This window comes from Stenotrophomonas tumulicola (genome assembly GCF_014117215.1).
In the GTDB taxonomy this organism is placed as follows: domain Bacteria; phylum Pseudomonadota; class Gammaproteobacteria; order Xanthomonadales; family Xanthomonadaceae; genus Stenotrophomonas; species Stenotrophomonas tumulicola.
Genome location: NZ_JACGXS010000002.1, coordinates 273,295 through 286,607 on the forward strand (window position 1 = coordinate 273,295; position 13,313 = coordinate 286,607).

Annotated in this window: 11 protein-coding genes; 4 read left to right on the forward strand and 7 right to left on the reverse strand. The window is 65.4% G+C overall.

Annotation, left to right across the window (positions count from 1 at the left end; genetic code table 11):
• Window positions 1-45: 45 nt before the first annotated feature.
• From H4O11_RS06785 to H4O11_RS06800, 4 genes are read right to left on the reverse strand one after another with little or no spacing between them, the layout of a single operon-like run.
• Complete coding sequence (locus tag H4O11_RS06785) at window positions 46-1,260, reverse strand: ABC transporter permease (protein WP_182338640.1); 1,215 nt, start codon at window positions 1,258-1,260, stop codon at window positions 46-48.
• A gap of 22 nt (window positions 1,261-1,282) precedes the next feature.
• A complete protein-coding gene (locus H4O11_RS06790; RefSeq protein WP_182338641.1) occupies window positions 1,283-2,587 on the reverse strand; it encodes an ABC transporter permease in 1,305 nt (434 codons plus the stop codon).
• 8 nt (window positions 2,588-2,595) lie between these two features.
• Complete coding sequence (locus H4O11_RS06795) at window positions 2,596-3,312, reverse strand: ABC transporter ATP-binding protein (RefSeq protein WP_182338642.1); 717 nt, start codon at window positions 3,310-3,312, stop codon at window positions 2,596-2,598.
• 43 nt (window positions 3,313-3,355) lie between these two features.
• Entirely contained in the window at window positions 3,356-4,633 is a 1,278-nt protein-coding gene (locus H4O11_RS06800) for an efflux RND transporter periplasmic adaptor subunit (protein ID WP_182338643.1), read from the reverse strand.
• A 207-nt stretch (window positions 4,634-4,840) separates the two neighbouring features.
• Here H4O11_RS06800 and glmS point away from each other — a divergent pair, with 207 nt between their 5' ends.
• Window positions 4,841-6,679, forward strand: a complete 1,839-nt coding sequence (gene glmS / locus H4O11_RS06805) for a glutamine--fructose-6-phosphate transaminase (isomerizing) (RefSeq protein WP_182338644.1) — start codon at window positions 4,841-4,843, stop codon at window positions 6,677-6,679.
• Window positions 6,680-6,764: 85 nt separating this feature from the next.
• Here the strand turns inward: glmS and H4O11_RS06810 are convergent, their stop codons facing one another.
• Window positions 6,765-7,886: an NADH:flavin oxidoreductase/NADH oxidase gene (locus H4O11_RS06810; protein ID WP_182338645.1), complete on the reverse strand. Its 1,122-nt coding sequence runs from the start codon at window positions 7,884-7,886 to the stop codon at window positions 6,765-6,767.
• A 524-nt stretch (window positions 7,887-8,410) separates the two neighbouring features.
• Here H4O11_RS06810 and H4O11_RS06815 point away from each other — a divergent pair.
• Entirely contained in the window at window positions 8,411-8,842 is a 432-nt protein-coding gene (locus H4O11_RS06815; RefSeq protein ID WP_182338646.1) for a CBS domain-containing protein, read from the forward strand.
• 68 nt (window positions 8,843-8,910) lie between these two features.
• Here the strand turns inward: H4O11_RS06815 and H4O11_RS06820 are convergent, their stop codons facing one another.
• Both H4O11_RS06820 and gloA read right to left on the reverse strand, forming a co-directional pair.
• Window positions 8,911-9,339, reverse strand: coding sequence for a VOC family protein (locus H4O11_RS06820; protein WP_182338647.1), 429 nt, complete (start codon window positions 9,337-9,339; stop codon window positions 8,911-8,913).
• A gap of 95 nt (window positions 9,340-9,434) precedes the next feature.
• Window positions 9,435-9,953 (reverse strand): lactoylglutathione lyase, encoded by a 519-nt coding sequence (gloA, locus tag H4O11_RS06825; RefSeq protein WP_182338648.1) that lies wholly within the window; start codon window positions 9,951-9,953, stop codon window positions 9,435-9,437.
• A 122-nt stretch (window positions 9,954-10,075) separates the two neighbouring features.
• Here gloA and H4O11_RS06830 point away from each other — a divergent pair, with 122 nt between their 5' ends.
• Both H4O11_RS06830 and H4O11_RS06835 read left to right on the forward strand, forming a co-directional pair.
• A complete protein-coding gene (locus tag H4O11_RS06830; protein WP_182338649.1) occupies window positions 10,076-11,185 on the forward strand; it encodes a PLP-dependent cysteine synthase family protein in 1,110 nt (369 codons plus the stop codon).
• A gap of 87 nt (window positions 11,186-11,272) precedes the next feature.
• Window positions 11,273-13,303 (forward strand): M3 family metallopeptidase, encoded by a 2,031-nt coding sequence (locus H4O11_RS06835; protein WP_182338650.1) that lies wholly within the window; start codon window positions 11,273-11,275, stop codon window positions 13,301-13,303.
• Window positions 13,304-13,313: the final 10 nt, after the last annotated feature.

Sequence of the window (13,313 nt, forward strand, 5' to 3'; positions counted from 1 at the left end):
ACAGGACGCATGACCGCAGGATATACAACCCGGTGGCCGGCTGCTTCAGCTGCCGCGGGTCGCCACCGCCGGTGGCACCGCCGCCGCGCGCCGCGCCGGGCCGAACACGGCCACCTGGCCCAGCAGCCACAGCAGCACGGCGCCTACCGGCAGGTACAGCAACGGCATGCGCGGCAACTCGTAGGTATTCATCAGCGCCAGGTTGATCGCATAGGCCGCCAACATGCCCAGCACGATGCCCAGCGTGGCCAAGAGGAAGTTCTCGGTCTGGAAGTAGCGCAGGATCTGCCCACGGGTGGCACCCAACGCGCGGCGGATGCCGATCTGCTTGCTGCGCTGCTGCACCCAGAAACTCGCCAGGCCGACGATGCCCAGGGCGGTCACCACCAGCAGGGCAATGCACACGGTGACCAGCAGGCCGACCATCGCGCGATCGTTCTTGAAGTAGTCATCGCGCTGTTCCTCGTAGGTCAGCTTCTCGCGTACCAGGCGGTTGGGGTCGTTGCGTTCCAGTGCCGCCAGCGCGCCTTTCAGCACTTCATCGCGGCGCTCCGGTGCGGTGCGCAGCATGTACAGCCCCTGGGTGAAGTCGGTACGCAGCGGCAGGATGACCGATTTGTCGGTGTTGTCGTTCCAACCGGTAGGGGTGGCCAGGTACTGCACGATGCCGATGACGTGCATCGGCTGGTCGCCGATGTAGAACGTCTTGCCCAGCGCCGGCTGCCCGGGCGACAGGCCGTCGGCCGCCGCCTGGCTGATGATGGCGGGCACGGCCCTGCTCGTGTCCTGTTCCTTCTGCGCCTGCTCCTGGTCCACGTACTCGCCCGGCTGGAAATCCCGTCCGGCGATGAGGTTCATGCCCAGCGTGGAGAGTGCGCCTTCGTTGACGTTGTACATGGACGCATGGATGGTCGGGCGTTCCTGGTCGGGCGTGCGCGAGATGCCGCTGTTGGACGAGCTCATGCGGAACGGCAGCTGGTTGACCCTGGAGACATTGCTGACGCCGGGCAATGCGCGCAGCGAGGCGATGTCTTCGCGGGTGCGGGCCATGGCATCGGTCTGCTTGCCGATGCCGCTGACCCTCACAATCACCAGTTCCTTCTCGGCCACCCCGCTGGGCTGGCTGATCTTGTCGATGCGCTGGCTGACCAGGAACAGCGCGTTGCAGACGATGGCGCAGGTCAGCGCGATTTCAAGCACGATCAGCGAGGCGGCGGTCTTGTGCCGGCGCAGCGTGCTGAGGATGGGGCGGATGTCCATGGTAGGTCCTCGTTTCTCGTGCTTACTGCGACTTGAGCTGGATGGCCGGGGTGACCTGCATGGCGCGCCAGGCCGGAAGCATGCCGGCGGCGAGGCTGGCGAAGAGGGTCAGGGCGAGGGCGAGCAGCAGCATCGTGCCGTCCAGGTGGGCCAGCTTTGCGTACTCCACCGGTTGCTGGCGCACGGCATACAGGCCCAGCGTTGCCAGTACCAGGCCGAGCAGGCCGCCCACCACGCCCACCGCACCAGCTTCCACCACGCACTGCAGGAAGATCTGTCCGCGGCTGGCCCCCAGTGCACGGCGTACGCCGATCTCACCGCTGCGGCGCAGGAACTTGGCCAGCAGCAGGCCCACCGTGTTGATCAGGCAGACCACCAGGAAGCCGAGTGCCAGCCACATCTGCAGGCGCACGTCGCTGGGCACGGCCTTCTTGAAGTCCAGCCATTCCATCACCGACAGCAGCTTGACGTTGGCTGGGCGCTCGAAGCGGCCGGCGGCGCGCTGCTGGTCGGAGTAGTTGACCAGGTATCGGCGGTAGTCATCGGCCTTGGCCGGGTCCATTTCCACCCAGTACTGCAGCCAGGAGCAGGGGGCGCTGAGATCGTAGCTGGTGCCGTTCGGTGAGTTGTTGCCGAAGCAGTTCATGTTGCCGCTGCTGCCCAGCTTCAGGTCGACCGAGGTGGAAAACGGAATCAGCACGTCCTCTTCTTTGCCGTAGGCACTCAGGGACAGGTCGAAGAAGCGCGGTTCCGGCTGCCAGTCTTTCATGACCCCCACCACGCGCAGCGAATGGCCGCTGACCTGGACGTCGCGGCCGACGCTGTTGGCCCCGTTGAACAGTTTGTCGTTGAGTGCCTTGGACAGCACCACCACGCGGCTGCGGCTTTCGTCGTCGGCAGCCGTCCACGGATTGCCGTACTGCAGCGGCACGTCGAACATCGGAAAGAAGTCCGCCGAGGTGAGGCGCGAATCCACCGAGAACGGCTTCAGCGTGCTGCCCTCGGGCACGATGGTGGCACCACCGCCGCTCATCATCGCCTGGTGCTGTCCATGCTTGTCGCGCAGCAGTGCTTCGGCATCGAAGCGGGTCATCTGTTCTTCCGGTTCCTCACCGGGCACATAGCCGGCGCGTGGACGCGGATCGATCTGCACGTAGAACAGGCGGTCGCTCTTGGCCGGGATGGGATCGCCGGACAGTACGTGGAACACCGTCAGCGTGGTCATCGATGCGCCGATGCCCAGCGCGATGGCCACCACCATCAGGGCGGTCAGGACCTTGTTGCGGCGGAAGCTGCGTATGGCCAGGCGGGTGTAGTAGGCGAACATGGCTGGCCTCACTCGTTGATTGCGGCAACGTGCCGCGCGGTGGCCAGCACCGGTTCGCGCAGCAGGTCGGTGACCTGGCCGTCGACGATATGCACGTTGCGCTGCGCGCGTGCGGCCAGCTCCGGATCGTGGGTGACCATCACGATGGTGGTGCCGGCGGCATTGATCTCCTCCAGCAGTTCCATCACCCCGCGTGCCATCTGGCTGTCCAGGTTGCCGGTCGGTTCATCGGCCAGCAGCAACCGTGGGCTGCCGGCCAGTGCACGGGCGATGGCGGCGCGCTGCTGCTGGCCGCCGGACAGTTCGTTCGGATAGTGCTTCATGCGCGAACCCAGACCCACCTGGCTGAGCGCTTTCTCGATGCGCTCGCGGCGTTCGGCCGCAGACATGCCGCGATAGCGCAGCGGCACGTCGACGTTGTCGAACAGGTTGAGGTCCGGGATCAGGTTGAAGCCCTGGAAGATGAAGCCGATCTTCTGGTTGCGCAGCCGGCTGCGCGCATCGTCGCCGAGCTGGCTGACATCCTGGCCATCGAGCAGGTAGGTGCCGCTGGTGAAGGTTTCCAGCAGGCCGGCGATGTTGAGGAAGGTGGTCTTGCCGGAACCGGATGGGCCGGTGACGGCGACGAATTCCCCTTCATTGACCAACAGGTCCAGCGAACGCAGGGCATGGGTTTCCACCTGTTCGGTGCGGAACACTTTGGCGACAGCGCGCATCTCAAGCATGGTTTTCTCCGGTATCCGTATGTTGCGTAGGTAGGGGTGGTTGTCAGTTGATGGACACGCGTTCGGCGTCCTTGAACAGGTCGCTGCCGGCGACCACGATACGATCGCCCGGCTGCACGCCGGACAGGATTTCCACTTCGCCCAGGCTGCTCACGCCCAGTTCCACCGGGCGGCGTACGGCGGTGCTGCCCTGCATGACATAGGCCTGGCCGTTGCCTTGTTCCACGAACGGGCCACGCTCGACCTTCAGCACGTCCTTGCGGGTATCCAGCAGCACGCGCGTGGACATGCGCTGGCTCTGGCGCAGGCCGGGTGGCTGCTTGTCGGCGAAGCGCACGCGGGCGTTGACCTCGCCGTTGACCACTTCCGGGGATACCGCGCTGATCTCGCCGGCGAAAGGCTGGCCGCTGCCGCTGGTCAGCTGCGCGGGCATGCCGATGGCCAGGTCGCGGGCGAAGCTCTCCGGTACCTTGATTTCGATCTCGAAGTTGGACAGGTCGACCACGCCCAGCACCGGTGCGTTGGCGACCAGGTTGGTGTGCTGCACGGCCTGGACCTGGCCTACCTGGCCATCGAACGGCGCGCGCAGGGTCAGTGCATCCACCTGGCGTTTCACTTCGGCCACCACCGCGCGCTGGCGGTCGGCCAGCAGGCGCTTGTTGCGCGCGTCCAGGTCGGCGCCCTGGCCCTGCAGGCGGGCATCGGTCTGGGCATTGGTCAGCGAGATGTCGGCTTTCTTCAGGCTGTCCTGGGCGCGGGCCAGGTCGATCTGCGGCACCGCGCCGCCATCGAAGCCGCGCTGGTAGCGCTGCAGGTCGCGTTCGGCCGCCACTTTCTCCACGCCGGCCTGGTCGGTGGTGCTGCGCGATTTGGCGCGGGCCAGCACCGCGTCCAGCGCGGCACGGCTGGATTCGGCCTCCAGGCCAGCCAGCGTCGCCTCTTCCTGCGCCAGCTTGCTGCGCAGCTCCGGGCTGTCGATGACCGCCAGTTCCTGGCCCTTCTTCACCACGTCGCCGGCCACCACCTTCAGGTCCACGGTGCCGGCGGAGATGGCGTACAGCACCGGGCTGTTGGCTGCGATCACCCGGCCGTCGGCGGCGATGTCGCGGACCAGGTCACCGCGCTGTACCTGCGCAATGCGCACGCGGCTGCTGTCGAAGGAACGACTGGCGTTGAGCCAGCCATATACCGCGAAGCCGATGCCGGCCAGCACGACGATGGCAGCAAGTGCCGGCCAACGGTAGCGGCGCCATGCGGCGGCCCTACTGCCGGTGGCGGTGGTGGAAACAACCTGGTCCTGTGCAGAAGTGTCGCGGATCATCGAAGCGCCTGGGATGATGGAACTGAGGGGGTTGAAGCAGGGAACGTGCCAACTTCATGGCATATGGAAATCAATGGCTTGCAGCGCCGCAGGCGGTGTCCGGCTGTCCGCGGACACCGCCGGCGGACACTTTTGTTAAGCGGACAGGCGGGGCGGTGCAGGCACCCACGCTAGAATGAGCGGCTCAACATCGAGGGAAGCGTGGTTATGTGCGGAATCGTAGGTGCGATCGCTGATCGCGACGTGGTGCCGGTGCTCATCGAGGGACTGAAGCGGCTGGAATACCGGGGCTACGATTCATCGGGCATCGCCGTGCTGCACGATGCCGGGCAGCCGGACATCCGTCGCGTGCGGCGTACCGGACGGGTTTCCGAGATGGCCACCGCGGCCGCGGCCGAGGGCTTCGACAGCGTGCTCGGCATCGGCCATACCCGTTGGGCCACCCATGGCGGCGTCACCGAGGCCAACGCCCATCCGCATATCAGCGATGGCGTGGCGCTGGTGCACAACGGCATCATCGAGAACCACGAGGAGCAGCGCGAAAAGCTGCGCGCACTCGGGTATGCCTTTGAGTCGCAGACCGATACCGAGGTCATCGCGCACCTGATGCATCACCACCTGAAGGGCGGCGACAGCCTGCTCGGTGCACTGCAGCGCACGGTCAAGGAGCTCACCGGTGCCTACGCGCTGGCAGTGATCAGCCGTGCCGAGCCGGAACATTTCGTCTGCGCGCGCATGGGCTGCCCGCTGCTGGTCGGGCTGGGCGAAGGCGAGAACTTCGTGGCGTCGGATGTGTCGGCGATCGTTTCATCCACGCGCCGGGTGATCTTCCTGGAAGAGGGCGACACCGCCGACGTGCGCCGCGATGGCGTGCAGGTGTATGGCCATGACGACGCGCCGGTGCAGCGTGATGTGCACCTGTCGGACGTGTCGTTGGCCTCGCTGGAACTGGGGCCGTACCGCCACTACATGCAGAAGGAAATCCACGAGCAGCCCCGCGCGCTGGGCGACACCATCGAAGCGGCGATCGATGCCGGTGGCTTCCCGGCCGAGCTGTTCGGCAAGGACGCCGAGGCCGTGCTGTCGGGCATCGAGGGCATCCAGATCCTTGCCTGCGGCACCAGTTATTACGCCGGCCTGACCGCGCGTTACTGGATCGAGTCGATCGCCGGCCTGCCGTGCAGCGTGGAGATCGCCAGTGAATACCGGTACCGGGCTGCCCATGCGAACCCGAAACACCTGATCGTGACCATCTCCCAGTCCGGCGAAACGCTGGACACGATGGAAGCGCTGAAATACGCAAAGTCGCTCGGCCACACCCACACGTTGTCGATCTGCAACGTGCCGGAAAGCGCGATACCGCGTGCCAGCGAGCTGGTCTGCTACACCCGTGCCGGCGCCGAGATCGGCGTAGCCTCGACCAAGGCCTTCACTACCCAGCTGGCCGCGTTGTTCCAGCTGACCGTGGTGCTGGGCAAGCTGCACGGCCACGTCGATGCCGCGCAGGAAGCGGACTACCTGGAACAGCTGCGCTTCCTGCCGGGCAGCGTGCAGCATGCCCTGAACATGGAGCCGCAGATTGCCGCGTGGGCCGAGCGCTTCGCGCGCAAGAGCAGCGCGCTGTTCCTCGGCCGTGGCCTGCATTATCCGATCGCGCTGGAAGGTGCGCTCAAGCTGAAGGAAATCACCTATATCCACGCCGAGGCATACCCGGCGGGCGAATTGAAGCATGGCCCGCTGGCGCTGGTGGACGAGGACATGCCGGTGGTGGTGATCGCCCCCAACGACAGCCTGCTGGAGAAGGTGAAGTCCAACATGCAGGAAGTGCGCGCGCGTGGCGGCGAGCTGTTCGTGTTCACCGACCAGGACAGCAACTTCAATGAATCCGAAGGCGTGCACGTGATCCGCACCCCGCGCCATGCCGGCGTGCTCAGCCCGGTGGTGCATACCATTCCGGTGCAGTTGCTGGCCTATCACACCGCGCTGGCCCGCGGCACCGACGTGGACAAGCCGCGTAACCTGGCCAAGAGCGTGACGGTGGAATAAAAAAGGGGACGGAGGGGATTAAGTCGTTGTTGACCACTACGGGTCGGCAACGACTTAATCCCCTCCGTCCCCTTTTTTCTGCGGTTTACTGCGCCGAAGCGCGGCCCGGGCCGCGATAACGCGCCAGCCAATGTGCATAGGGTGCGGGCAGGGTGGCCCACGCGGGATTCTCCACGCCCAGTTCCTGCGCCAGCTGGTACGGGTAGTGCGGGTTGGCCAGGTGGGCGCGGCCGATCATCACCAGGTCGCTCTGCTGCTGGGCCACGATGGCTTCGGCGGCCTCGGCACCGTCCACGCACCAGCCCACGGCGACGGCGATGCCCGCTTCATTGCGCACGCGCTGCGCGATCGGCGCGAGGAACGACGGCGTGCCCCACGGCACCACGCCGGTCGGGATCACGAAGTTGATGCTGACATTGAGCAGGTCCAGCCCCTGTTCGCGCATCTGCTTCACCAGTTCGATGGATTCGGCCAGGGTCTCTTCATCGTGGCCGTCGTATTCGATGACGCCCATGCGTGCGGTCAGCGGCAGCTCGGCCGGCCATACCGCGCGAACAGCCGCCACGGTCTCCAGCAGGAAGCGCGCACGGTTGTCAAAGCTGCCGCCGTACTGGTCATCGCGCTGGTTGCTGTAAGCGGAGAAGAAACTCTGCGCCAGGTAACCGTGGGCGAAATGCAGTTCCAGCCATTTGAAACCGGCATCGCGCGCGCGCTCGGCGGCAGCGACGAAGTCGGCCTGCACGCGCTTGATGTCGTCGAGGGTCATTTCCCGTGGCAGCTTCGACAGGCCTCCACCGAAGGCGATCGCCGACGGTGCCAGGGTCGGCCAGCCACGCGCATCGTCTTCGGCGATATGGTCGTCGCCCTCCCACGGCAGGTTGGCACTGGCCTTGCGGCCGGCATGGCCGATCTGGATGCCCGGTACCGCGCCGGTCCCGGCGATGGCGGCGGCAATCGGCGCGAGGGCGTCGGCCTGCGCGTCATTCCACAGGCCCAGGCAGCCGGGGGTGATGCGGCCTTCCGGCGATACGCCGGTGGCCTCCACGATGACCAGGCCGGCACCGCCGCGGGCCAGTCCGGTGTAGTGCGCCAGATGCCATGCATTGGGCACGCCGTCGACGGCACTGTATTGGCACATGGGCGGCACTGCGATGCGGTTGCGCAGGGTCACGCTTTTCAGCTGGAACGGGGAGAACAGTCGGGGCATGGGGAATCCACGGGGGAAGGGCAGCGGCACAAGGCACCAGGTCCCCTGACGATGGGGGTCTGCGCAGGCGTAATCCAGCACTGTGCGGCGGGCGGGTGCAGGATGCTGCATGTCATCCATGGAGGGATGCACAGGGCGGGCCGCGCTGGAAGTGGGACGAATACACGCCGTTCTGTCCGCGTCTCGGCAGCGGACGATCAAGCTTGAGCATGGGCTGCCGCCGATATTCAGCAGCGGTTTCAGCTGCGGTGCCATTCTCTGGATTGTTGGCGGGTTCCCACGACGTACTGTCCTATCGGTACCGGTAGTGACCGGGGGGCACAGTCGTAGAATCGAGCCGACAGGGGGTGTGGTTGAACCGTTGAACCCACCTCGCTTGCGTTGCAGCACCTTGTCTGCCCGGCGGCGAATTGCCTGGTGCGACAACGTGCGCCAGACGTGCGCTGAAGGGTCTGTTCCTGGGGAGGGGGCGTATCGGCAGAGCACATTTTCTTACTTTGAGTGACCTGCAACAGGAAACAAGAATGAACGTCCGTGAGCTCCTGCAGTCCAAGAAAGAATCGGTCATCACCATCGATAGCGAAGACACGATCGGTGCTGCCGCGCACAAGATGAGCGCAAACAGGATCGCTGCCCTGGTGGTGATGAAAGAGGGTGCCCCGGTTGGCATCATTTCCGAGAAGGACATCGTACGCAGCCTGGCCGATGATGGTCCGCAGGCGGGGCGCCGGGTAATTTCCAGCGTGCCCTCGACGGGTCTGGAAGGCATCGCGCCGGAGGCGACGCTGAAGCAGGCCATGTCCCTCATGACCTATTCGCGCCGCCGCCATCTGATGGTCACCGACGGCGCCACGCTGGTCGGCATTCTCAGCCTGGGCGACATCGTGAAGAATCTGCTGGGTGAGCTGGAGCTGGAAAAAGCGGTGTTGCAGGACATCTACATGGCGGCGCACTGACGCCGGCACATCGCGATGGGAGGAAGCCGGGCAGTGCCAGGCTTCTTCGTTTCAGGGCGTTACGCAGTTCAGAACGTCACCTTGACCGAATCGGCGCTGTACATTGCCTCGCCGTGGTACACAACTTCGATGTTGTTGCCATCGGGGTCCAGGACGAACGCAGCGTAATACCCCGGGTGATAGGGCCGTTCGCCAGGCGCGCCGTTGTCCTTGCCGCCTGCAGCGAGCGCGGCCTCATGGAACGCATCTACCGTGGCCCGGTCCCGCGACTGGAAGGCAAGATGATGGCGGCCGGTCAGCCTGCCGGCAGCCGCCTCGCTGTCCGCGCTGGAGATGAACAGCTCATCGGCCCAGAAGTAATTGTCACCTTCGCCGGCGATGGGGATGCCGATCGTATCGAACACGGCCTGGTAGAAACGTCGGCTGGCCGGAAGATCCCGCACGATCAGCTGGATGTGGTCGATCAAGCGCCCGCGATGCAGCTCGTTGGTTTCCATGCTCACGCTCCAGAAAAAAGGGGACGGAGGGGATTAAGTCGCTCTTGGCCCGATTGTGCCAGAAACGCCTTAATCCCCTCCGTCCCCTTTTTTTGTCAGGCGTTGGAGATGATCTCGACCCAGTAGCCGTCCGGGTCCTTGATGAAGGCCAGGTGTTTCATGCGGCCGTCTTCCAGGCGCTTCTGGTACGGGACCTGGAGTGCGTCGAATCGTTTGCAGGCCGCCTGGATGTCCGGCACCGAGACGCAGATGTGGCCGAAGCCGCGCGGATCGCTGTTGCCGTCGTGGTAGACCGCCCCGTCCTGGGTTTCGGTGCCGTGGTTGTGGGTCAGCTCCAGTACGCCCGGAATGCCAGCCATCCATAGCCGACGCTCGGCATCCTCCTCAGGTACCGCGGTGCCGGCCGGCAGCAGGGCGAGGAAATACAGGCTGAACTGGGCCTCGGCGAAATCGCGCTTGTCGATCAACTGGTAGCCCAGCACGCGGGTATAGAAATCCAGCGACGCGGTAGCGTCCTTCACCCGCAGCATGGTGTGGTTGAACACGAAGCCGGTGGTTTCGGCCGGGGGCTGTGCGGCCACGCCGGGGACGGATTGCAGGGAGGCGAGGGTCATGGGGACTCCTTATCGAAACGGCCAAGCGTGGCCGAAAGCCCTATTCTACCGGCGGGCGGATGACGACACGCCAGCGTAGAATGGCCGCACCGCACCGTTCTACCATGGACAACGAATCCGCCATGTCGCAGCGTGAATGGGTGGCCGCCGCCATCCGCAAGATCGAGGCCGATTTCAATCGTTCGGCCGACACCCATCTCATTCCGATGGATCTGCCTGGCTTTCCGGGCATCGACCTGTACTTCAAGGATGAGTCCAGCCACCCTACCGGCAGCCTGAAGCATCGGCTGGCACGCTCGCTTTTCCTCTACGCGCTGGCCAATGGCTGGCTGCGCGCGGGACGCCCGGTGATCGAGGCGTCCAGCGGCTCGACAGCCGTGTCCGAAGCCTACTTCGCGCGCCTGCTCGGATTGCCGTTCATTGCGGTGATACCGGCCAGCACCTCACCGGAAAAGATCGCTGCCATCGAGTTCCACGGCGGGCGCTGTCATCTGGTGCAGCAGGCCTGTGGACTGAATGCCGCCTCTGAACAGCTGGCGCGGGAAACCGGCGGCCACTTCATGGACCAGTTCACTTATGCCGAACGGGCAACCGACTGGCGGGCAAACAACAATATCGCCGAATCGATCTTCAAGCAGATGGCCGAAGAGCCGCATCCCATCCCGGAATGGATCGTCTGCAGCCCGGGCACGGGTGGCACGGCGGCCACCTTGGGGCGCTACGTCAGCTATCGCCGGCATGACACCCGCATCCTCTGCGCGGACCCGGAAATCTCCGTGTTCTTCGATGGTTACCGCGCTGCGGCGGCAGGCGAGCCCTGGCGCGAGCTGACCTGCGAGGGAGGATCGCGGGTGGAGGGCATCGGCCGTCCGCGCGTGGAATCGAGTTTCATCCCGACCAGCGTGGACGCCATGGTCAAGGTGCCCGACGCGTTGGCCCTTGCCGCCATGCGCCATGTCAGCCGCAGCCTGGGGCGACGCGTCGGTGGCTCCACCGGAACCAACTTCGTCGGCGTGCTGCAGGCGGCGCACTGGATGCGTGAAGCCGGCCGGGAGGGCAGCATCGTGACCATCCTGTGCGACAGCGGCGAGCGCTACGCGCACAGCTATTACGACCCGGATTGGTATGCGCATGCAGGCATCGACGTGGAAGGTGCGGACGCGGTGCTGGCCGGCGTGCTGGAAGGTGGATCCATGCCAGCCCTGCCGGTGTGCAGCCTGGAAGCGCTCTAGCGCGGCGACCGCCCTTGCCATATGGGCAGGGTGGTGCCATATCGGAGGCGTTGCCACGCTGCGTGGCGCCCCTGCACTGGAGCCTTCATGACCCCCGCCAATCCGCTGCTCGATTTCTCTGGCCTTCCCCGTTTCGACCAGATACGGCCTGAACATATCGGTCCCGCGCTGGACGTCCTGCTGGCCGACGCGGAAGCCGCCGTCGCCGCTGCCGAGCGCGTGCAGCCGGTGACGTGGGAATCCTTCGTCGTGCCGCTGGATGACGCCACCGAACGCCTGTGGCGCGCGTGGGGCCAGGTCGGCCACCTGCAGGCGGTGGTGAATACGCCCGAACTGCGCGAAGCCTACAACCAGAACCTGCCACGGGTGACCCGCTTCGGCAGCGCACTGGGCCAGAACCTGGCCCTGTTCCGGCAGTATCAGGTGCTTGCGTCCGGTCCCGATGCCGGCGGGTTCGATGAACCCCGGCGCAAGGTGCTGGACAACACGCTGCGGGATTTCCGCCTGGGCGGCGCGGAGCTGGATGGTCCCGATAAAGAGCGCTTCACTGCGATCAAGGAAGAACTGTCCGCGCTGGCGGCGAAGTTCTCGCAGAATGTGCTGGATGCCACGGATGCCTGGTCACTGTTCGTCGAAGATGAAACCCGCTTGGCGGGCCTACCGCAGGATGTCCGTGACAGCGCCCGCGCTGCAGCGGGCAAGGACGGCAAGCAGGGCTGGAAACTGACCCTGCAGATGCCCTGCTACCTGCCGGTGCAGACCTATGCCGAAGACCGCGACCTGCGCGAGATCCTGTACCGCGCCAGTGCGCAGCGTGCGTCGGAATTCGGTGATGAAGCGCTGGACAACAGCGGCAACATCGAGCGCATCCTTGCCCTGCGCGCGGAGCTGGCCACCCTGCTGGGTTTCGGCTCCTATGCCGACTATTCCATCGCTACCAAGATGGCGCAGGATCCGGCCGAGGTGCTGGCATTCCTGCGTGACCTGGCTGCACGTGCCAAACCCTTCGCAGCGAAGGACCGTGCCGAGCTCGAACGGTTCGCACGCGATGAACTTCGGTTGGACAGCCTGCAGGCGTGGGACCTGGCGTTCGCCGCCGACAAGCTGAAACAGGCGCGCTACAGTTACTCCGAGCAGGACGTGAAGCAGTATTTCAGCGAGCCGAAGGTCCTGGACGGCCTGTTCGCGGTGATCGAGCAGTTGTACGGACTGAAGGTGCAACCAGACACGGCGCCGGCGTGGCATGCCGATGTCCGCTTCTTCCGCCTGGTGGATGCGCACGGTGCGCTGGTCGGCCAGTTCTACCTGGACCTGTATGCGCGCGAAGGCAAGCGCGGTGGCGCATGGATGGATGATTGCCGCAACCGTCGCCAGCGCGCGGACGGCAGCGTGCAGACCCCGTTGGTCTACCTGGTGTGCAATTTCGGTCGTGGCGCCGAAGGCAAGCCTGCTACCTTCAGCCACAACGAAGTGACCACGCTGTTCCACGAGATGGGCCATGGCCTGCATCAGCTGCTGACGCGGATCGGCGAACTGGGCGTGGCCGGCATCAACGGCGTGGAGTGGGATGCAGTGGAATTGCCCAGCCAGTTCATGGAGAACTTCTGCTGGGAGTGGGATCACCTGCAGGCCATGACGGCGAACGTCGACACGGGCGAGCCGCTGCCCCGCGCGCTGTACGACAAGATGCTGGCCGCGCGCAATTTCCACAGTGGCATGGCCACGGTGCGCCAACTGGAGTTCGGACTGTTCGACATGCTGCTGCACGAACGCACGGACTCCACGCAGGAGCCGGTGCTTGCCGTGCTGGACCGGGTGCGTGCCGAAGTGGCGGTGAACCATCCGCCGGCATGGAATCGCTTCCCGCACCAGTTCAGCCATATCTTCGCTGGCGGCTACGCGGCGGGATACTACAGCTATAAATGGGCCGAAGTGCTGAGCGCCGATGCCTATGCGGCGTTCGAAGAGGCGCCGGAGGCACTGGCGGCGACTGGCGCGCGCTTCCGCGACGAGATCATCGGGCGAGGGGGCAGCCGCAGCGCCGCAGCGAATTTCCAGGCCTTCCGCGGCCGTGCACCGAACATAGACGCGCTGCTGCGCCACTCCGGCATGGCATGAGAAAAAGGGG

Bases quoted from the DNA above. Each gene is read 5' to 3' on its own strand.
- H4O11_RS06785 (WP_182338640.1), bottom strand. From the start codon at position 1,260: ATGGACATCCGCCCCATCCTCAGCACGCTGCGCCGGCACAAGACCGCC.
- H4O11_RS06790 (WP_182338641.1), bottom strand. From the start codon at position 2,587: ATGTTCGCCTACTACACCCGCCTGGCCATACGCAGCTTCCGCCGCAAC.
- H4O11_RS06795 (WP_182338642.1), bottom strand. From the start codon at position 3,312: ATGCTTGAGATGCGCGCTGTCGCCAAAGTGTTCCGCACCGAACAGGTG.
- H4O11_RS06800 (WP_182338643.1), bottom strand. From the start codon at position 4,633: ATGATCCGCGACACTTCTGCACAGGACCAGGTTGTTTCCACCACCGCC.
- glmS (WP_182338644.1), top strand. From the start codon at position 4,841: ATGTGCGGAATCGTAGGTGCGATCGCTGATCGCGACGTGGTGCCGGTG.
- H4O11_RS06810 (WP_182338645.1), bottom strand. From the start codon at position 7,886: ATGCCCCGACTGTTCTCCCCGTTCCAGCTGAAAAGCGTGACCCTGCGC.
- H4O11_RS06815 (WP_182338646.1), top strand. From the start codon at position 8,411: ATGAACGTCCGTGAGCTCCTGCAGTCCAAGAAAGAATCGGTCATCACC.
- H4O11_RS06820 (WP_182338647.1), bottom strand. From the start codon at position 9,339: ATGGAAACCAACGAGCTGCATCGCGGGCGCTTGATCGACCACATCCAG.
- gloA (WP_182338648.1), bottom strand. From the start codon at position 9,953: ATGACCCTCGCCTCCCTGCAATCCGTCCCCGGCGTGGCCGCACAGCCC.
- H4O11_RS06830 (WP_182338649.1), top strand. From the start codon at position 10,076: ATGTCGCAGCGTGAATGGGTGGCCGCCGCCATCCGCAAGATCGAGGCC.
- H4O11_RS06835 (WP_182338650.1), top strand. From the start codon at position 11,273: ATGACCCCCGCCAATCCGCTGCTCGATTTCTCTGGCCTTCCCCGTTTC.